This window comes from Bradyrhizobium sp. USDA 4011, assembly GCF_054063415.1.
The window spans coordinates 7,085,984-7,106,004 of sequence record NZ_JBSSGG010000001.1 but is presented as its reverse complement, the minus strand read 5'-3'; the positions used below and the strand labels follow the sequence as shown (position 1 = coordinate 7,106,004).

Annotated in this window: 18 protein-coding genes; 4 read left to right on the top strand and 14 right to left on the bottom strand. The window is 63.7% G+C overall.

Annotated elements, in window-relative coordinates:
• Window positions 1-26 precede the first annotated feature (26 nt).
• Window positions 27-1,226 (bottom strand): pyridoxal-phosphate-dependent aminotransferase family protein, encoded by a 1,200-nt coding sequence (locus ACVW1C_RS33495; protein ID WP_456761916.1) that lies wholly within the window; start codon window positions 1,224-1,226, stop codon window positions 27-29.
• 132 nt (window positions 1,227-1,358) lie between these two features.
• On the opposite strand from ACVW1C_RS33495, the gene ACVW1C_RS33490 reads away from it, so the two are divergent.
• From ACVW1C_RS33490 to ACVW1C_RS33480, 3 genes are all read left to right on the top strand, one after another.
• On the top strand, window positions 1,359-2,111 hold the full coding sequence (locus ACVW1C_RS33490) for a GntR family transcriptional regulator (protein WP_456761915.1): 753 nt from the start codon (window positions 1,359-1,361) through the stop codon (window positions 2,109-2,111).
• Between the two features lie 95 nt (window positions 2,112-2,206).
• On the top strand, window positions 2,207-5,185 hold the full coding sequence (locus ACVW1C_RS33485) for an FAD-binding and (Fe-S)-binding domain-containing protein (protein WP_456761914.1): 2,979 nt from the start codon (window positions 2,207-2,209) through the stop codon (window positions 5,183-5,185).
• Complete coding sequence (locus ACVW1C_RS33480; protein WP_456761913.1) at window positions 5,178-5,606, top strand: GlcG/HbpS family heme-binding protein; 429 nt, start codon at window positions 5,178-5,180, stop codon at window positions 5,604-5,606. Before ACVW1C_RS33485 ends, ACVW1C_RS33480 begins: the two co-directional genes overlap by 8 nt.
• Window positions 5,607-5,904: 298 nt before the next feature.
• On the opposite strand, the gene ACVW1C_RS33475 is transcribed toward ACVW1C_RS33480, so the two are convergent.
• The 10 genes from ACVW1C_RS33475 to ACVW1C_RS33430 all read right to left on the bottom strand — a co-directional run bounded on the left by ACVW1C_RS33475 (window position 5,905) and on the right by ACVW1C_RS33430 (window position 16,258).
• Window positions 5,905-6,684: an enoyl-CoA hydratase/isomerase family protein gene (locus tag ACVW1C_RS33475; protein WP_456761912.1), complete on the bottom strand. Its 780-nt coding sequence runs from the start codon at window positions 6,682-6,684 to the stop codon at window positions 5,905-5,907.
• 79 nt (window positions 6,685-6,763) lie between these two features.
• Entirely contained in the window at window positions 6,764-8,863 is a 2,100-nt protein-coding gene (locus ACVW1C_RS33470) for a molybdopterin oxidoreductase family protein (protein ID WP_456761911.1), read from the bottom strand.
• Between the two features lie 123 nt (window positions 8,864-8,986).
• The gene (locus ACVW1C_RS33465) at window positions 8,987-10,057 is read right to left on the bottom strand and encodes an ABC transporter substrate-binding protein (protein WP_456761910.1); all 1,071 of its coding nucleotides are present in this window, start codon (window positions 10,055-10,057) and stop codon (window positions 8,987-8,989) included.
• Window positions 10,058-10,266: 209 nt separating this feature from the next.
• A complete protein-coding gene (locus ACVW1C_RS33460) occupies window positions 10,267-10,536 on the bottom strand; it encodes a hypothetical protein (protein ID WP_456761909.1) in 270 nt (89 codons plus the stop codon).
• 138 nt (window positions 10,537-10,674) lie between these two features.
• Window positions 10,675-11,412 carry a Crp/Fnr family transcriptional regulator gene (locus ACVW1C_RS33455; protein ID WP_456761908.1) on the bottom strand — a complete coding sequence of 246 codons (738 nt, stop codon included), beginning with the start codon at window positions 11,410-11,412 and terminating at the stop codon, window positions 10,675-10,677.
• Between the two features lie 290 nt (window positions 11,413-11,702).
• Window positions 11,703-12,542 carry a phosphodiesterase gene (locus tag ACVW1C_RS33450; protein WP_456761907.1) on the bottom strand — a complete coding sequence of 280 codons (840 nt, stop codon included), beginning with the start codon at window positions 12,540-12,542 and terminating at the stop codon, window positions 11,703-11,705.
• Between the two features lie 9 nt (window positions 12,543-12,551).
• Entirely contained in the window at window positions 12,552-13,610 is a 1,059-nt protein-coding gene (locus ACVW1C_RS33445) for an ABC transporter ATP-binding protein (protein ID WP_456761906.1), read from the bottom strand.
• A complete protein-coding gene (locus ACVW1C_RS33440; RefSeq protein ID WP_146987651.1) occupies window positions 13,607-14,392 on the bottom strand; it encodes an ABC transporter permease in 786 nt (261 codons plus the stop codon). The genes ACVW1C_RS33445 and ACVW1C_RS33440 overlap by 4 nt, the downstream gene beginning before the upstream one ends.
• A 5-nt stretch (window positions 14,393-14,397) precedes the next feature.
• A complete protein-coding gene (locus ACVW1C_RS33435) occupies window positions 14,398-15,213 on the bottom strand; it encodes an ABC transporter permease (protein WP_176530061.1) in 816 nt (271 codons plus the stop codon).
• Between the two features lie 37 nt (window positions 15,214-15,250).
• The gene (locus ACVW1C_RS33430; RefSeq protein ID WP_456761905.1) at window positions 15,251-16,258 is read right to left on the bottom strand and encodes an ABC transporter substrate-binding protein; all 1,008 of its coding nucleotides are present in this window, start codon (window positions 16,256-16,258) and stop codon (window positions 15,251-15,253) included.
• A gap of 195 nt (window positions 16,259-16,453) precedes the next feature.
• Here ACVW1C_RS33430 and ACVW1C_RS33425 point away from each other — a divergent pair, with 195 nt between their 5' ends.
• Window positions 16,454-17,605 (top strand): zinc-dependent alcohol dehydrogenase, encoded by a 1,152-nt coding sequence (locus ACVW1C_RS33425; protein WP_456761904.1) that lies wholly within the window; start codon window positions 16,454-16,456, stop codon window positions 17,603-17,605.
• Between the two features lie 45 nt (window positions 17,606-17,650).
• Here the strand turns inward: ACVW1C_RS33425 and ACVW1C_RS33420 are convergent, their stop codons facing one another.
• Genes ACVW1C_RS33420 through ACVW1C_RS33410 form a run of 3 tightly spaced genes read right to left on the bottom strand, consistent with a single transcriptional unit; the run spans window position 17,651 to window position 19,972 of the window.
• Complete coding sequence (locus tag ACVW1C_RS33420) at window positions 17,651-18,355, bottom strand: ABC transporter ATP-binding protein (protein ID WP_456761903.1); 705 nt, start codon at window positions 18,353-18,355, stop codon at window positions 17,651-17,653.
• Between the two features lie 4 nt (window positions 18,356-18,359).
• Window positions 18,360-19,130: an ABC transporter ATP-binding protein gene (locus ACVW1C_RS33415; protein WP_456761902.1), complete on the bottom strand. Its 771-nt coding sequence runs from the start codon at window positions 19,128-19,130 to the stop codon at window positions 18,360-18,362.
• Window positions 19,127-19,972: a branched-chain amino acid ABC transporter permease gene (locus ACVW1C_RS33410; protein ID WP_456761901.1), complete on the bottom strand. Its 846-nt coding sequence runs from the start codon at window positions 19,970-19,972 to the stop codon at window positions 19,127-19,129. The genes ACVW1C_RS33415 and ACVW1C_RS33410 overlap by 4 nt, the downstream gene beginning before the upstream one ends.
• Between the last annotated feature and the right edge of the window lie 49 nt (window positions 19,973-20,021).

The following is a 20,021-nucleotide window of genomic DNA, read 5'->3' as shown; positions in this document are numbered from 1 at the left end:
GCGTGCGGGATGCCGTTGGTCGGCGCCTAAGTGCTGACCACCTTCAGATGCGACGCGTTGCGTTGATCGCGCTGCTCGAGCAGCCGCATCGCCGCCTCGGCGCCGCCCGAGCGGTGCGGCACGCCGGCAACCGACAGCCCCATCTCGACGCCGGTGAGCGCGCCGAGCAGCGTCAGCTCATTGCACTCGCCGAGGTGACCGATCCGGAACACCTTGCCGGCGACCTTCGACAGGCCGGCACCGAGCGACATGTTGAAATTGTCGAGCACGGCCTTGCGGAACTGATCGGCATCATGGCCCGGCGGCATCATCACCGCGGTCAGCACCGGCGAGAACTCCGAAGGCTCCTGGCAGAGATTCTCGAGGCCCCATTGGTTGACGGCCGCGCGCGTTGCGGCGGCGAGGCGCCGATGGCGGGCGAATACGTTGTCGAGCCCCTCCTCCAGCAGCATCGCAATCGCCTCGCGCAGCCCGTAGAGCAGGTTCGTCGCCGGCGTATAGGGGAAGAAGCCCTTGGCGTTCGGCTTCAGCATCTCCTCCCAATCGAAATAGGAGCGCGGCATCTTGTTGGTGCGGGACGCGGCGCGCGCCTTCTCCGAAATGGCGTTGAAGCCGAGGCCGGGCGGCAGCATGAAGCCCTTCTGCGAGCAGCTGACGCTGACATCGACCTTCCACTCGTCGTGCCGGTAATCGACCGAGCCGAGCGAGGAAATGGTGTCGACCATCAAGAGCGCCGGATGCGCGGTGCGGTCGATGGCGGCACGGATCTCGGCGATCCGGCTGGTCGCGCCGGTCGAGGTCTCGTTGTGGACGACCATCACGGCCTTGATGCTGTGCGCGCTGTCCTCGGCAAGCCTTGCTTCGATCTGGGCGGGGTCGGCGCCGCGCCGCCAGTCGCCGGCAATGAAGTCGACCTCGATGCCGAAACGGCCGGCCAACTGCCGCCACAACGTGGCGAAGTGGCCGGTCTCGACCATCAAAACCTTGTCGCCGGGCGACAGCGTGTTGACGATCGCGGCTTCCCAGGCGCCGGTGCCCGACGACGGGAAGATCACCACCGGGCCCGCGGTCTGGAAGATCTTGCCGCTTCCCTCGAGCACGGTGCGGCCAAGTTCGGCAAACTCCGCGCTCCGGTGGTCGATGACCGGCATGTCCATCGCGCGAAGAATGCGATCCGGCACGGGGCTCGGCCCTGGAATCTGTAGAAAATGGCGTCCTTGATGCATGAGAACCTCCCAATCGCCGGATTTCGGCTCCTTGGCCAACCATTTTGCATTCATTTTTTGTATTTTCAATCCAATTTTGGTATTCGATTGTGAAGATCGACGCGACCGCGCCGGCAAATTATTGTTCAGAATATGAAATCTGCGATTCCCGAGACCGGGGTTCCGATCACCGAGCCAGCCGCCAGCAACGGCAGCGACCGCCAGGAGGTCTCGCTTCACGGCGAGATCCTGCTGCGGCTCCGCGACTATGTGGTGGAAGGCAACATTCCCGAGGGTGGGCGCGTTCCGGAACGCCAGCTGTGCGAAATGCTGGGGATCTCCAGGACGCCACTGCGCGAGGCGCTCAAGGTGCTGGCCGCCGAAGGCCTGATCGAGCTCTTGCCCAATCGCGGCGCGCGGGTGCGCCAGCTCAACCAGCGCGACCTCGAGGAACTGTTCGACGTCATGGCCGGACTGGAGAGCCTGGCCGGACGGCTGGCATGCGAGAGCATCACGGACGAGGAAATCGCCGCGATCGAGCGACTGCACTACGAGATGTACGGTCACTATCTGCACCGCGACATGCACGGCTATTTCCAGACCAACCAGCAGATCCACGAGAGCATCGTCGCGGCTGCGCGCAACGACACGCTGAAGACGACCTACGCCAACTTCGCCGGCCGGATCCGCCGCGTCCGCTACTCCGCCAATTTCGCCCGCAAGCGGCAGCGCTGGGCCGAGGCGATGCGCGAGCACGAGGCGATCCTCGATGCGCTGCGCCGCCGCGCTGGAAGCGAGCTCAGCGACATCCTGTTCGGACATCTGCGCAACAAGCGGAGCGCCGCCATCGAGCACCTCGCCGAGGGACCGGACAGCGGCCAAGAGGCGACGCCTCAGCGCAGCTAGTTGCTCATTTTGAATTCATAATGTAATTCTCGGCTCAATCGAATGAATAATCCCCGGGCAATATGGGTTGCGCCGCGGATCACATCGGATCTGGGATGAAGAACGCCTCATCGCTCGAACAGCGCCTGCGGTCCGACCTGACCGGCGACGTGTTTTTCGATGCCTTCAACCGCGGCCGCTACGCGACCGACGCCTCGTTCTATCAGATCATGCCGGCCGGCGTGGTGGTGCCCCGAACCATCGACGAGGCGCTGCGGGCGCTCGCGATCGTCCGTGACGCCGGGCGGATCGTGACCCCGCGCGGCGGCGGCACCTCGCAATGCGGCCAGACCGTCAATGACGGCATCGTGGTCGACCTCTCCAAGCACCTGAACCGGATCTTGTCGCTCGACGTCGAGAACCGGACTTGCGTGGTCGAGCCCGGCATCGTGCTCGACGATCTCAACCGTCAGCTGAAGAAGCATGGGCTGTGGTTTCCGGTCGACGTCTCGACCGCGTCGCGCGCCACCATCGGCGGCATGGCCGGCAACAATTCTTGCGGGGGCCGCTCGCTGCGCTACGGCACCATGCGCGACAATACGCTGTCGATGGATGCAGCCCTCGCCGACGGCACGCTGCTGCATTTCGGCGAGGTGCCGCGCGACCTGACGCGGATCAATGCGTCCGACAGCGGATCGAAGCTGTTCCGCGACATGCTAGACCTCGGCGAGCGCGAGGCGGCCGAGATCGCGGACAAATTCCCCAAGGTGCAGCGCCGCGTCGGCGGCTATAACCTCGATGCGCTGGTGCCGCGCAACGCGCCGAACAACATGGCGCATCTGTTGGTCGGCTCGGAAGGCACGCTCGCCTTCACGACGCAGGTCGAGCTCAAGCTGTGGCCTGTCATCCGCAACAAGGCGCTCGGCGTCTGCCATTTCGGCAGCTTCTACGAGGCAATGGATGTGGCCCAGCATCTGGTGAAGCTGCGGCCGATCGCAGTCGAGCTGGTCGATCGCACCATGATCGCGCTCGGCCGAGAGATCGCGATGTTTCAGCCGATCATCTCCGCAGCTGTGCGCGGCGATCCTGACGCCATCCTGGTGGTCGAGTTCGCCGAGGAAGATCAAGCCGACAACCTCGCCCGCCTGAAGCAGCTCGGCGAACTGATGGGCGACCTGGGCTTCGGCTGGGACAAGCCGCAGCGCAAATGGGGCGGCGTGGTCGAGATCGTCGAGCCCGCCCTGCAGACCGGCATCGCCGATTTCCGCGCCGCCGGGCTCAACGTCATGATGTCGATGAAGCAGGAGGGCAAGCCGGTCTCGTTCGTCGAGGATTGCGCGGTGCCGCTGCCGCATCTTGCCGACTACACCGAACGGCTCAATGCCGTCTTCGCCAAGCACGGCACCCGCGGCACGATGTATGCGCATGCCTCCGAAGGCTGCCTGCATGTGCGCCCGGTGCTCAATCTCAAGCTGGAGAAGGACGTCAAGGCAATGCGCGCCATTGCCGAGGAAGCCTTCGCGTTGGTGCGCGAGTACAAGGGCTCGCATTCCGGCGAGCACGGCGACGGCCTGGTGCGCTCGGAATTCCACGAGACGATGTTCGGCGCGCGCATCGTGGCCGATTTCCGCGAGGTCAAGCAGCGCTTCGATCCCGGCAACACGCTCAACCCGGGCAAGATCGTCGATCCGCCTGCCATGGACGACCGCTCGCTGTTTCGCTATTCGCCGGAGTATCGCGTCGGCGAATTGAAGACGGCGCTGGACTGGTCGGCCTATCCCGGCGCCGGCGGCGGCTTCCAGGGCGCGGTCGAGATGTGCAACAACAACGGCGCCTGCCGCAAGCTCGAAGGCGGCGTGATGTGCCCGTCTTATCGGGCGACGCGCAACGAAAAGGACGTCACCCGCGGCCGCGCCAATACGTTGCGGCTGGCGATCTCGGGTCAGCTCGGACCGGACGCGCTCGCCTCCGATGAGATGATGGACACGCTGAAACTCTGCGTCTCCTGCAAGGCGTGCCGCCATGAATGCCCGACCGGCGTCGACATGGCCAAGATGAAGATCGAGGTGCTGGCCGCCCGCGCCGCGACCCACGGCCGGTCGCTGCGCGACCGGCTGGTCGGCTACCTGCCGCGCTATGTCGATCTCGCCTCGCGCTTCGCCCCGCTTGCGAACTGGCGCAACCGCAGCCCGCTGCTGCGCGCGCTGTTCGAGACACTCGCCGGCATCAGCGCGAAGCGCGCACTGCCGGCGTTTCGCCGCGACACCTTCCGGCCTGGCGCCGAGGTGCTGGGTCCGCCTGATGGCCGCGAAGTGGTGCTGTTCGCCGACACGTTCAACCGCGGCTATGAGCGGGAGAATCTCGACGCCGCAATCGAGGTGCTGGTCGCCGGCGGCTATCGCGTGCATCTGCCGAAGCCGTCGGATGGCGGCCGTCCGCCGTGCTGCGGACGGACGTTCCTGTCGGCGGGTCTCGTCGAGCAAGCCCGGGCCGAGCTCGACCGGCTGGTTGCGACCTACGCGCCGTTCGCGGCGCGCGGCGTGCCGATCGTCGGGCTCGAGCCGAGCTGCCTTCTGACCCTGCGCGACGAGCTGCTATCGCTGCGTTCGGATGACGCCGCGAAGACCGTCAGCGCGCACGCCCTGCTGTTCGAGGAATTTCTGGTGCGCGAGGCCGAGGCTGGGCGGCTGGCCCTGCCGCTCGGCGCCGTCGCCGGTAAGGCCGTCGTGCACGGTCATTGCCACCAAAAGTCCTTCGGCGCGTTCAAGCCCGTGGAGAAAGTGCTGCGCCTGGTGCCCGGCCTCGAGGTCAAGACCATCGAGTCGAGCTGCTGCGGTATGGCCGGCGCATTCGGCTATGGCGCGGAGACCTATCAGGCCTCGATCGAGATGGCCGAGCTGTCGCTGCTGCCGGCAGTCCGCAGCGCGGATCAGGATACGCTGATCGTGGCCGACGGCACCTCCTGCCGGCACCAGATCAAGGACGGCAGCGGACGCACGCCGCTGCATGTCGCCAGCGTATTGGCGATGAGCCTGAAACGTGCGAAATCGAATTCCGACCAATCATTGCCGACAAAGGACAAGGCCCATGGCTGAGCTCACTCTCGACATCGCCCGCAAGATTCTGGATGCCGCACTCGCCAAGGGCGTCGAGAAGAAGCTGAAGCCGCTGGTCGTCACCATCCTCGACGCGCGCGGCGCGGTGAAAGTGACGGCGGCGCAGGACGGCACCAGCCTGATGCGGGCCGAGATCGCCCACGGCAAGGCCTATGGCGCGCTGGCGCTGGGGATGGGATCGCGGGCGCTGTTTCAGCGCGCGCAGGAGCAGGCCTATTTCATCGATTCCGTAAACACGCTGGCGCAGGGCCGGCTGGTGCCGGTCCCCGGCGGCGTGCTGATCATGGACGGCTCTGCCCTGCTCGGCGCCGTCGGCGTCAGCGGCGACACCTCGGACAATGACGAGATCTGCGCCGTGGCCGGCATTGAAGCCGCCGGCCTGAAGGCCAACGCGGGCTAGAGCATTTTCGGTTCTGATTGAATCAGAACCGAAGCTCTAGATTCTTGTTTTGACGCGTTTTCTTCACGCGAACCGGTGTCCACTTCGCTCGAAAACGCTCTAACACGCGACAGGGCGAGCGAGGGGGATGCACGACTTCGGAATATTAGAAATATACCCCTGAGTTGCCCGACGTGTCAAGCTGCCTGGTCGAACGCCGACCGCCGGCGGCCCCTTTGCATGGGGTTGTTTTCGATATTTTGATGGTCCGCGCCTGCAGCGGCCGGACGGGAGCGAAGCGAAGCGGCCCAGTAATGCCTCAGCGTCCGGTCCAGGTCGGCTTGCGCTTCTCGCCGAAGGCCTTGAGGCCTTCCTTGGCGTCCTCGGTCATCGCGAGCAGCGCGATCTGGCTTTCGGTGTAGGCGATGCTTTCGTCGAACGACATCGAGGCGATCGCCCGCATGGCATATTTGCCGCGACGGATCGCAGTCGGCGACTTGTCGACGATGCGGCCGATCAGCCAATCGACCTTGCCATCGAGCTCGGCCGCCGGAACGACGTAGTTGAGAAGACCCGCGGCCTGCGCGGTCTTGGCGTCGAACGGCTCGCCGGTCAGCGCCCATTCGTTGATGAGGCGTGCGGGGGCGATCGATTGCAGCAGGCTCAGCACCTGCATCGGAAACACGCCGACCTTCACCTCGGGCAGACCGAAGATCACCTGATCGCCGGCCACCGCCATGTCGGTCATGCACAGCAGCCCCATGCCGCCGGCCATGCAGACGCCGCCGACCCGCGCGATCGCGGGCTTGGTTGCGTTCTGCGACAGCCGCAACAGGTCGGCATAGTCGACATTGGGACGCGAGAAATCCATCGAGAACGCCGCGCCGCTGTTCTGCAGATCGGCGCCGGCGCAGAACGCCTTGTCGCCCGCGCCCGTCAGCACGATGACGCGCACGTCCTTGTCGTCATGCGCCTCGCGATAGCCCCTGGCGATGCCCGCGATCACACCGGCATTGAGCGCGTTGCGCTTGTCCGGGCGGTTGATGGTGATCCAGAACGCCTGCCCGCGCTTCTCGAGAAGAACGCTGTTGTCGGTCATGTTTCCTGCCTGTTTTCTTGCCTGTACGCTGGTGTCAGCGCACATTTGCGGCAGGATCGGCGCCGACTGCAAGCAGGATTTAAGCGGCGGCGGACGCCTTCCTGATCCAGACCTTGTTGTCGTGGAACGCGGCGCCGCCAAGCGGTGCGACGGCCTCTGCCCCGGTCAGCATGTTGATGCCGCGCCCGCCGATGTGGGACTTGTTGGGATGGATCGACTCGGCGATCAGCACGCCGCGGCGAACGCCATCGAACAGTTTTGCGGTGAGCGTGGTTTCCCCGCGCATGTTGCCGAGCGTCACGGCCTCCCCGTCGGCGATCGACAGCGCGGCCGCATCATCGGGGTGGATCATCACGGTCGGCGCGCCCTCGCGGGCCTGCGACGACGGCGTCTCGTTGAAGCTGGTGTTGAGGAAGCTGCGCGACGGCGACGTCGCGAGCCGGAACGGATGCTGCGCGTCCGCCTCCTCGATGATGGTCCAGTGGTCGGGCAGCGAGGGCATCTTGTCCCAGGCGCCCATCAGCCCGCCCGCCCCGACCGGGACCTTGCCCCAATCGACCTTGAAGTGGAACTTCTTGTCGGCATGGGCGAAGCCGTCGAGATAATGCGAGGTGCGGAAGTCGGGCTGCAGGTCGCGCCACAGTTCGGCTTCGAGCGTCGCGATGTCGCCATGCCCGCTCTTCTTCAGCGTCGCATCGATCAGCTGGCGCGGCGTCATGTCGAAACCGGGATGCACGGCATTGAGCCTGCGGCCGAGCCCCTGCAGCACCTCGTGATTGGAGCGGCACTCGCCGGGCGGATCGATCAGCTTCGGGCCGACCGAGATGTGCTGGTGACCGCCGCCGTAATAGAGGTCGTCGTGCTCCATGAACATCGTCGCCGGCAGCACGATGTCGGCCATCTGGGCCGTCTCGGTCATGAACTGCTCGTGCACCGCGACGAACAGATCCTCGCGGGCAAAGCCCTGGCGCACCAGCGCCTGCTCGGGCGCCACCGTCATCGGATTGGTGTTCTGGATCAGCATCGCCTTGACCGGCCCGCCGCCGCGCAGCGCCTCGGCATCGCCGGTCAGGATGCGGCCGATCTTCGATTGGTCGAGCACCCGCGTGGTGGGATCGATCGCGTCGTGGCCTTCGATGATCGACTCGTCGAAGCGCCAGATGCCGGCATTGTTGAAGAATGCGCCGCCGCCCTCATATTGCCAGGCACCGGTGACCGCGGGAATGCATAGCGCGGCGTGCATTTGCGCGGCGCCGTTGCGGCTGCGGGTGAACCCGTAGCCAAGGCGGAAGAACGAGCGCTTGGTCTGTCCGACCAGCCGCGCGAACGCCTCGATCTCCTCGACCGGCACGCCCGAGATCGCTGATGCCCATTCCGGCGTGCGCGTCTTCAGATGCACTTCCAGCTCGTTTGGGCAATCGGTATAGCGCGCGAGATAGCCGCGATCGGCAAGTCCCTCGCGGAACAGCACGTGCATCACAGCGCAGGCGAAGGCGCCATCGGTTCCGGGCCGCAGCAGGATCTTGATGTCGGCCTGCTTCATGGTCTCGTTGTTGTAAACGTCGACCGCCGCGATCTTGGCGCCGCGCTCCTTCCGCGCGCGCGCTGCATGCGTCATCACGTTGACCTGGGTGTTCACCGGATTGGTGCCCCAGATCACGACGAGGTCGGAGACGCCCATCTCGCGCGGATCGACGCCGGCGATCTTGCCGGTCCCGGCGGCGAAGCCGATGCGTGCGATGGTCGAGCAGATCGTGCCGTAGAAGCGCGAATATTTCTTCACATGCGACAGCCGGTTGAGGCCGTCGCGCATCACGAGCCCCATGGTGCCGGCGTAGTAGTAAGGCCAGACCGACTCGGCGCCGAATTCCCGCTCGGCAGCGTCGAATCGCGCCGCGATCTCGTCCAGCGCCTCGTCCCACGAAATCCGCGCGAACTGACCGGAACCCTTCGGGCCGGTCCGGCGCAGCGGATGCATCAGCCGTTCAGCGTGGTGGATCCGCTCGGCATAACGCGCGACCTTGGCGCAGACCACGCCAGCCGTGTAGGTCTGCTGTTTGGAGCCGCGCACCCTGCCGATCGAGCGTCCCTCGATCACCTCGACGTCGAGCGCACACGCCGAAGGGCAGTCGTGCGGACAGGTGGAATGGCGAATGTCGATCTTGGCATGCTGGTTCATGCCAAATTGGTAACATCAAATATCCGCTCCGCCGAGGGGCATTATTGACCCAGTCCGGGCGAAAACCGCGCATAAGCCATGCGGCAAACGCCCAGATGCCCGGCTATCGGTCCACTCCGTCCGTCAAACGCGGAAGATACGGGTGTAGTGCGACTTGATCGATTCCCCCTCCCTCTCCACCGCCGCCGGGTCGTCCTTCATCGTCTTGATGTCCTTCAACGGCTTGCGCCCGGCCTTTTCCTTGGCCAGCGCATGCACGGATCGGAGGCCGCCGATCTCGACGTTGAGCTGCTGCCCCTCGCGCCCGAGCGCGAACGATTGAAACAGCCTTGCCGCATTGGGATGCGGACAGTCCTTGAAGATCCCATTGGGACCGACAATGATCGGTGACCCCTCGGTGGCGTAGACCGGCTCGACCGGGCGGCCCATCTCCTTCAGCTGAAAGATGTTGTACTCGTTGCCGTCGGCCATGATAGCGCGCTCGCCGAGATCGAGCTTCTTCGGTGGATCGGTCGAGGACTGCACCTGCATGATGTTCTGCTTTGCGAGCTGCTCGAAGAAGCTCCAGCCGAGGTCGCGCTGCATCTGATAGGTCGCGGTCATGATGGTGCCGCTATAGCCGGGATGCGCCTTCACGATCTTGCCCTTCCATTTCGGATCGAGCAGATCGGCGAAGCTCTTCGGCGCATCCTCGGCCTTCACGAGATTGGTGTTGTAGGCAATGATCGAAAGCCAGACCCGGAAGCTTGCGAACTGGCCGTCCGCATCGCGATGCTCGTCCGGATAGTATTTCGCGACCTCCTCCGGAATATAGGGCGCCAGAATGCCGTCGCGCTTCCACACGATGAAATGCGCGGCGTCGGAGGAATTGACGACGTCGACCGCGTGAATGTTGCTGGCGTATTCCTGGCCCACCCGCTGGAACACGCGCTCCGCGCCGGTGCGTTCGACACGGACGGCGATCCCCGCATACTTAGCCTCGAACGCCTTCGCCAATTTCTCGGCGACCGGCAAATCGGTCGAGGTGTAGTAGACGACCTGTCCCTCTTTCTTCGCCGCCTCGATCAGCGCCGGCGTCACCGGTTCCGCCGGCGGCGCGGCGGCCATCACGCGTGTCGAAAGGGCGGTCCCTGTCAGCACGGCGCTGGTGCCCTTCAGCAAATCGCGGCGCGATAATCCAGGATGTTTCCTCATTTGATTCCCCGCACGCGATGGCGAAGTTTGAGTACACCGTCCTCCCGCTCCTATTCCGATGCGCGAAGACGATGTCTGTCGTCGACAGATGCTTCAGGTTGAAGCTAGACTTCTGGTCAAGAAAGAAGACTAAAGTTGGGGGAAACAATCAATCGCGGACTTTCGGTACGATGCTGCTCGGCGTTGCCGCGTGACGACGGTGCCAACGATCAGTTGGCCTTCACCTTCTGTGTCTCATTGCGCGGTAGAGCCCTGGGCGCCAGCTGCGCAACCCTGGTGAATGGATCGACGTCGACGACGTCGGTTCCCGCGAACTCCGCTTGCGCCGCGTCCGATATCCATTTGACCGCGGCGGGGTGGCTGACCAGCATCCCGATCAATGCAACGATCACAAGCACCGGCAGAGCGATCAGCTTGATACTGAAGCTCTCGTAGTTGCTTTCCGGATCCTGCTGCCGGTTGTCGAAAGAGCCCTGCATGGATTCCTCCACAGTGCGAGTGTGCTCCACCGAAGCGTCACTTACCGCAGAGCACGCAAGGCCGATGTGAATGGTTTCACAGGCTTTGTCCGGTTCACCACTTCGTGAAATGCGGACTGACCGCGCAGACGGCAGCGACTACTCGCCGTCATCGGCCCCGGCGTCGACCAGCTCTTGCAGCGACTCGGGCTTCAGCACGACGATCGCACCATGTTCGAGCCTGACCCAACCGCGTGTCGCCCACGCGCGGAGCTGCTTGTTGATGCTCTCACGGGTCATCCCGACCATCTCGCTGATCTCCTGCTGGGTGATCGAGATGGTGCGCCCCTGCGGCTTGTGCTTGTCGCTCAGGCGCAGCAGCGCGCTCGCCAGACGGCCCGGCAAGTTCTGCAGGATCACCTGCTCGACCTGGTCGCTGGTCCAGCGCAACCTCGCGCACAGCAACTCGATGAACTTCATCGCAAGCGTCGGCTGGCTGCGCACGAACGGAATGAACTCGCGCCGGTCGATGACGAACAGTTCGCAATTGGTGTTAGCGATGGCATCGGCCGTCCGCGACAAGCCGTCGAGCAGCGCGATCTCTCCGAATATCTCCCCTGCCTCGATCAGGTTTAGAATCGCGTTGCGACCATCCGGCGACGAGATGCTGATCTTCACCGTGCCCGAGATCACCGCGATCAAGCTGGTGCCCGGATCGCCCTTGGAGAAAATCGTGGTCCCGCGCTTCAGCGTGATGTGCTTGGCGTAGCGGCAGAGCTGATCGAATGCCTCGGGCTCGAGATCAGCAAAGTAAGGATGCTTGCGCAGCACCGACAGCTTGTTGTTCGAGAACAACGGCGCGCCGGCAGTTCGTTCTATGGGCGACGCACCGGTCATTGTGTTCCAGACTGATTGTGTTGCGTTCAATCGGCGCGCCATCAGCGCGACACCGACAAGCCATCGATCAATGAAAGCGGAAAGGACTATAACCCCACCGCAGGCCTACAGCAACAAAGGTCCGAGCCGGTGAAATCGGGCTAGACGGCATTCAAGGTACAATTTGGAATAAATATGCGCCTAGTTGCAACGCTCAATTGTAGCCGGCGATTGTCCGTGATCTGGAAAACCCGGTCCATCAGTGACAATCTCGCCTGGCAACACCCTCTGTGCGGGCCATCGCCGCCAGCTCACAGCAGCTTGCCGTCCGGCCCAAAGAAGGGATGCGGCCCGTCAAACTGACCGATCGGGACCTGGTGCGTGACCAGCTGTCCAAAGTCGTGCCCGGGAAACCAGGTGTGCAGATGAAATGCGGGCGGTTCCACTTTGAACGATGGTTCGCGGAGCTGTCCGAGGTCCAGGTCGACCGCGTGGTTCGGAGCGGGGCATATTGTCACGGGAATCCCGGCGAAAGTGGTCAGCATCGCACGATGGACGTGCCCGCCCGCGATCAACCGCACACGCGGGTGACGCCTGACGATCTCCGCCAATGCGTCGGCATTGAAGAGGTCTTGCCGGTCCATATGCCAGATGCCGCCCTTGAATGGCGGGTGGTGCAGGAAAAGCAGCGCCGGCCGGTCGACTGCCGTCGCCAGCGCCGCGTCCAGCCATTGCAGCGTGGATGCTTCGAGCATGCCGTGCGGCTTGCCGGCAACGCTTGAATCCAACAGCAGAAGATCGAGACCATTCACTTCGATCTTCTGGTCGAGCGGACCTGTTGCGTGAACATAGGGCGCGGCCGAAAACGCTTCGCGCATCCACTGGCGCGAGTCGTGATTGCCGGGAATGCCGGCAAACGGCAGGCGCAGCGGCGCCAGCAATCGCTTGAGATAGTCGTATTCCTCGACCGACGGCGTATCGACAAGGTCGCCCGAGATGACGACGAAATCGGGCGCCGGCTCGAACGCGCCGAGCGCCGCCACACAGCGCTCAAGCGCCTTCGCGGTATCGACCCGGCCATAGGCCAGCGCTCCCGGCGGCTTGATGTGGAGGTCGGATATCTGTGCGATGAGAACCGGTTTCGGCGGCATCGATCAATCTCAGGGTTCGAAAGGGAGCAGACGAACGGCGTCGGTCGCGATCGAAAGCCCGATTCGATCGCCGACCTTGGCCTGAATTGTGTTGGGCGCGTCGACATTGAGCGGCTTGCTCGATGCACCGCTCACGACGAGCCGCTGCCGGTCGCCGATGAAGCTGACGGAATCGACAACTCCCGAAAGCACTGCCGCCCCGGCGTCCGTCACGCGAATGGTTTCGGGGCGGATCATGACGGTCGCGTTCGCAGCTGCCGCGCCACCCTCGATCGGCAATCGCCCGCCGGGCAGGATCAGTACACCGTTCTCGATCGGAGCTTCCACAATGTTCGCAGCTCCAATGAACTCAGCCACGAAGCGGTCCTTCGGTGCGAAGTAGACCTCGCGCGGCGTGCCGATCTGGGCGATCGCACCTTTCCGCATCACGACGATACGGTCACCCAATTCCATGGCTTCGGACTGATCATGGGTGACATAGATCGTCGTGATACCAAGCGCTCGCAACAGCCGGTTGAGCTCGCCTCGCAGCCGGTCCCGCAAGGCGGCATCAAGCGCGGTCAAGGGCTCGTCGAGCAGCAATATGCCCGGCCGGATCGCGACGGCACGCGCCAGTGCCACACGCTGGCGCTGGCCGCCCGAAAGCTGGTCGATGCGCCGGTTCTCCAATCCCGTGATGTTCGTGAGAGCAACCAGCTCGGCGACGCGCGCGGCACGCTCGCCCCTGGCAACACCCCGGATCTTCAGGCCGTAGGCGATATTGTCCGCGACCGTCATGTTGGGGAACAGGGCGTAGGACTGAAACACCATGCCGACATTGCGCCGCTCGATTGGGACCGAGGTCATATCCTTGTCGTCGAACAGCACCTTGCCGCCCGCGTCCGGCAACTCGAGGCCCGCGATGATGCGCAGCATCGTGGTCTTGCCGCAGCCGGATGGGCCGAGCAGCACCAGCGTCTCGCCGCGCGCGATGTCGAGGGTTGCGGGATCAAGCGCGCGCGTCCCATCGGCAAAGGTCTTGGCGCATGCCTCGATCCGCACCGCTGCACCATGCCCGGCCGTACTCATCGCTTGTGATCCCTGTCGGCCAGCAGTTGCATCGCGACCAGCAGCGGAATGATCATCACGAAGAAGATCAGCGTGTAGGCCGAAGCCACTTCGAGCCGCATCGAGGCGTAGCTGTCGGCGAGCCCGATCGGCAGCGTCTTCGTCAATGGCGTATGCAGCATCCAGGTCAGGTTGAATTCGCCGAGCGACAGCGTGACCACCATCAGCGCGCCGGCCAGAATTCCCGGCAGCGCGTTCGGCACGATGACATCGCAAAAGCGCCGCCATGGCGACGCCCCGAGCGACGCCGCGCCCTCATCCAGCGTCTTGATGTCCACGGTCGCAAACACCGCCATGACCGAGCGCACCATGAACGGCATGGTGAAGATCACGTGGCCGACCAGAATGAATAGCCAGGAACGGCGAAAGTCGCCGAAGCTTCCATAGGCGAGCAGCAGCGCAAGCGCGATCGCAAGCCCGGGGATCGCCAAGGGCAGCGTGATGATCTCCTCGACGATGCGTGCGAGCCGGCCTCCCCGCGCATGCAGTGCGTAGGCCGCGGGAACGCCGGCGAGCAACGTGACGGCGAGCGTCGCAAAGGCGATCACGAATGAGAGCAGAATGGTGCCGGCATAGAGCTCCCAGACCTGGGCGACCCATTGCAGGGTCACGCCGGACTGGATGCCCCGGAAATAATTCACGGTGACGCCGGCGGAGATCGAGAGCCCTGCGGGCACCACCAGGAACGCTGCAACGAGCAGCGTGAAGATGAACTGGCCGGTGAAGATCAGGCGATCGCGCATGCTTTTCACCCGGCCGCTGCGACCGCGCTTCCGCTGAACGTGCGGGCCAGCGCCAAGATGAGCCAGGTGATCAGGCCGAGCCCCACTGACAGCGCCGCCGAGGTCGCGAAATTCGCGGCCAGCGTGAACTCGGTGTAGATCAGCATCGGCAGCACGTCGATGTTCGTCGCCAGCGTGAAGGCGGTGCCGAAGGCGCCCATCGCGGTCGCGAATGCGATCGCGCCGGACGCAACGAAGGCCGGCGCCAGTGCCGGCAACACGACGTCACGCTGCACCGCCCAGGGGCTGGCGCCAAGCGAACGCGCGGCTTCCTCCAGACCGACATCGAGCTTTTGCACGGCCGCCATGATGGTGAGGATGACGCGCGGGATCGAGAAGTAGAGATAGCCGAGGAAGAGCCCGTAGATCGAATAGGCGAAAACGAACTTCTCACCGAATATCCGGTTCGAGAGATCGCCGATCAGCCCTTGCCGCCCCGCCAGCAGAATGATCATGAAGCCGACCACCACGCCGGGAAACGCCAACGGAAAGGTCAGCATCGCAATCAGCACGGCCCGCCCGGGAAAGCGGTGCCGCTGCAGGAACATTCCGGCGATCGTCGCCACGATCAGCGTGACGACCGTGGTTGCCGCCGCCAGCAGCACGGTATTGATCAGCGTCGCGCGATAGCGGCCTTCGGTCAGGATGGCGAGATATCCGGCAAGCCCGTGCGGCCCTTCGGCGCCTGCCACCACCAGCCGTGCCATCGGCAACAAGAAGAACGCCGTCGTCACCAGCACAAGCGGCAGCAGGCAGAGCCAAACGAAGGATTTTTGCGACATCGGAAGAATGGTGCCCCGTCGAAGGCACCATATTGCCTCAGCGAACCTCGGCGAGATAGCGGTCGACGAAGGCTTTTTGCACGTTTTCCATCTCGCCCCAGTCGACGCTCTTGGCGCGGGCATAGTCGCTGTCGGGGAGGAATTTGCCCTTCACGGAGGCCGGCAGCTCGATCGGGCGGGCCGGACGCAGATAGGCATTGGTCCAGATCGCCTGCCCCTTGTCGGACAGCAGATAGTCGATCACCTTCTTCGCCTTCTCCTTGTCGGGCGCGTTCTTCACGAGGCCGACGACATAGGGAAACACCACCGACCCCTCGCAGGGAATCACAAACTCGAAGTTGCCCTTTTCCGAATATTTCGCGCGGTAGGCGTTGAAGTCGTAGTCGAACAGGATCGGCATCTCACCCGACACGACGCGGGCATATGACGTCTGCTTGGGCACGATCGGATCGTTCTTGCGCAATTCCTTGAAGAAGGTGATCGCCGGATCGAAATTGGTGGGCGAGCCGCCCAGCGCGAGATTGACGGCGACCGCGCCGACATATCCGACCGCAGCGGACGACGGGTCGAGATAGCCGACCATGCCCTTGTAGTCGGGTTTCAGGAGGTCCTTCCAGCAGGCCGGCACCGGCTTGCCGCCAAGCGCGTCCTTGTTCACGAACAGGCCGAGCGTGCCGGAGTGGATCGTAGTCCAGTAGCCGTCCGGATCCTTGAGGCCGGCCGGGACCTGATCCCAATGCGCCGGCTTGTAGGGTTCGAGCGCGTCCTGGGCCTTGGCCTTCATGCCGAAGGTCACGCCGAAATAGCCGATATCACCGACCGGGTTGCTCTTCTCGGCCAGGATCTGGGCCAGCGCCTGGCCGGAATTCTTGTTGTCATGAGGGATATCGTAGTTGAGGTCCGCCTTGATCGCCTTCAGCATCGACGCCCAATCTGCCCATTCCGGCGGACAATTATAGCAGATCACGTCGGCCGCCCTGGCGGATTGCCACGGCGCAGTCAGTGTCAGCGCGAGCAACGCGAGGACAAGGCGGACGGTCTTCATGGGGGGCTCCGGTCTGGGAGGAGGAAGCAATGCGGACTTCAACGTCAACGCAGCGACCAAGTATAGACCACGCATGAAGGTTTTGCGACGCGCTTGCTGCCGTGCAGCAAATGCAGCAGCCCGGATGCCAACGACCGGAGGCTCGCGGCAAACCGTCGTTTCGCGCTAGGCTGGGAGCCGAAAGAGGATGCGCCCATGTACCAGCCGCCCGGCGTCAAGACATCGTCCGACCTTCCCGTCCCCGACCTGATGAAAGCCTGGGTCCTTGGTGACCCCGACCAACTCCTGCTTCGCGAGAAGCCGACGCCGATTCCGTCGCGCGCCGAAGTGCTGGTGCGCATCGACGCGGTTGCGATCTGCGCCACCGATCTCGAAATCATCCATGCCGGGTCGCCTGCAAGCATTCAAGGCGGCCTGCCCTTCAACAAGAACTTTACGCCGGGTCACGAATACATGGGCACGGTTGCCGCGCTCGGTCCAAACGTCGACGAGTTCAGGATCGGAGAGCGCGTCAGCGTCGAGATTCACGCCGGCTGCGGCCAATGCAAACGCTGCCGCCAGGGCATGTACACATCGTGCCTCAACTATGGAAAGCCGGAGAAGGGTCACCGCGCCAACGGCTTTACGACCGACGGCGGATTCGCCGAATACGCGGTAAACCACATCAATACGCTGGCGCGTGTCCCGGATACCATGAGCGATGCGGAAGCAACGCTCGTGGTGACTGCCGGGACGTCGATGTATGGCTTGACTGAATTGGGGGGATTGGTGGCCGGCGAGAGCGTCGTGGTGATCGGCCCAGGGCCGATCGGGCTTCTCGCAGTTGCGGTGGCCAAGGCGCTTGGTGCAAGCCCGGTCATCCTGACCGGGACGCGCAACAAGCGGCTGGCGATCGGCCAGGAACTGGGGGCCGACCGCGTCATCAACACCAACGACGAAGACGTCGTTGAGGTCGTGAAGCAACTAACAGGGGGGATCGGCGCGGACTATGTCGTCGAATGTGCCGGCACCGAAGCGGCACTCAACCAGGCCATTCACATGACCAATCGCGGCGGCAAGATCTGCCTGGCCGCCTTCCCGCACGAGGCCGCGACGTTGGACATCGCGCATCTCGTACGGAACAATATCTACGCCTTCGGCATCCGCGGCGAAGGCCGCAGCGCCACGCACCGCGCGATGGAATTGATGGCAGCGAAGCGGTTCGACGCGACCAGGATCCACACGCATACGTTTCCGCTGGCCGACCTGCCGACTGCGCTGAGATATGCGCGGTACCGCGTGGATGACGCGATCAAGGTCGTCGTCACCAATCGGAAAGCCGAAGCGATCGCCAGCGCTGCGGAGTAAAGTTTAATACGTGCCGGTGGCAAGCGCGCTGATCCGAGAGTCTGCTCACACCGAGCAGTAGCGCTCCTTGATCTCGTCGTCGGCGAGCAGCGCCTGCGCCGACGCCTGGTGCACCACCGCCCCCTGGTCCAGCACATAGGCACGATCGGCGATGCCAAGTGCGAGCTCGACGTTCTGCTCGACCAGCAGAACCGTCGTTCCCTGCGCCTTCATGCTGCGGAACAGCTCGAACATCTCGTCGACCAGGACCGGCATGATGCCCTCCGACGGCTCGTCTAGCATGATCAGGTCGGGCTTTGCGATCATCGCCCGCGCGATCGCCAGCATCTGCTGCTCTCCGCCGGACATCGTGACCGCCTCTTGATCCATGCGCTCGGCCAGTCGGGGGAAGATCTCAGCGATCTCGTCGATCAGCTCGGCTTCCCGCTTCTTCTCCTTCGAGGCAACCAGCCCGAGCCGCAAATTCTCCCGCACGGTCAGTCCCTGCACAATCCGTCGCTCCTCTGGAACGTAGGCCAGTCCCAACGCGAAGCGAACATGCGCCGGCTGACGCAGCAGCTCTTCACCCTTGAAGGTGACCGAGCCGCGCGCCCGCCCCATCAACCCCATGATCGATTTCAACGTCGTCGTCTTGCCGGCTCCATTGCGACCGATCAGGCAGACGATTTCGCCCTTGCTCACCTCGAGACTGACGTCCTGTAACGCGTGACTTGCGCCATACCAGGCATTGAGCTTGCTGATCTGCAGCATCGCGTCAGTGCTCCCGCTGGCCGAGATAGACGCGCTTCACTGCCTCGTTCTGCCGGACCTCCTGCGGCGTTCCCTCGGCCAGCAGTTCTCCGTGGTGCAGCACGAGGATGCGATCGCTGATCCCCAGCACCAGCTTCATCTTGTGCTCGACGAGGATGACCGTACGCTCCTTGGCGAGTTTCACGATCAGATCCATCATGGTCCGGGTTTCTTCCGGGCTCATGCCGGCCGTCGGCTCGTCCAGCAGCAGCAAGCGGGGCTGGCTGGCAAGCGCCATGCCGATCTCCAGTGCCCGCTGCTCACCATGGGCCAGCGTCTTGGCCGAACGTTCCCGGGATTCCCACAGCCCAACGAGCGCCAGAAGTTCGTCCGCCCGCTCGATCAATTCGGTCAGGCGCGCACGGGGACGCCAGATATCGTATCGCGACACCAGCGCCTGCAGGCCGACGCGGATGTTCTCTCGTGTCGTAAGCTGCGGAAACACGCTGGTGATCTGAAAGGATTTCGCGATCCCCATATGCGCGAAGCGGTGTTGCGGCAGACCAGTCACATCCTTGCCCTCGAACTCAACACTGCCTTTCGTCGGCGCAAAGGCGCCGCACAGCAGGTTGAAGTAGGTGCTCTTTCCAGCCCCGTTCGGACCAATAATGGAGGTGATCGCTCCTCTGGAAAACTCGGCCGAGATATTGTTGAGGGCGACAAACTTCCCGAACGTCTTGCCGACGCCCCTGGTGCGCAGAATGATTTCTCCGACGTGGCCTTCTGCGGCGCTCATCGTCTGCCCCGCGCGATCAGCGTGCCCCAGATGCCCGCCGGGAAGAACAGCACGCATGCAATGAAGATGGCTCCAACGATCAGTTGCCAGTGAACGGTCCACACCGAGACCACATTCTCCAGGACCAGGAAGACCGCAGCACCAACCATCGGCCCGAAGAACGTCCCCATACCGCCCAGGAGAGCGATCATCACAACCAGGCCCGAGGTCTCGTAATGCAGGATTTCGATCGGAACGATCGACAGGTGCAGGGCCTGCAAAGCACCCGCAAGGCCGCAGAAACCGCCGGACAGGACAAAGGTGAGCAATCGCGTCAGGGTCACGTCGTAGCCGGACGCGCGTGCACGCATCTCGTTCTCGCGCACCGCTTCAATCACGGCACCAAAGGGTGAGGCCAGAATGCGTGACATCACAAAGAATGCGGCGATCACGAAAGCCGCGATGACGTAGTAGCGAACCATCGGATTGATGAAGTCGATCCGCAGGCCGAACAGATCGATGTTGCGGACGTTGATGCCGCGAAGGCCGTTCTCGCCACCGGTCAAGTCAACCGCCTGGTAGAAAAGGTAGTAGACACATTGCGACAGCGCCATTGTGACCATGGCGAAGTAGATGCCGCGGGTCCTGATCGCGAGCACGCCGATCAACAGCGCCATCAACAATCCGCCGGCGATCCCTGCCGCAATCGCCGCATACCACGGCCAGCCGAAGTGCACGATGGCAATGCCACAGAGGTAGGCACCGGTCCCGAACAGCGCCGCGTGACCGAACGACAATAGACCCAGATAACCAAACACGAGGTTGAACCCGAGGGCGTACAATCCATAGATCAGGATGTTCACGGCGAGGGCCGTGAACGGCATCACCAACGGGAAAACCAGGATAACCGCC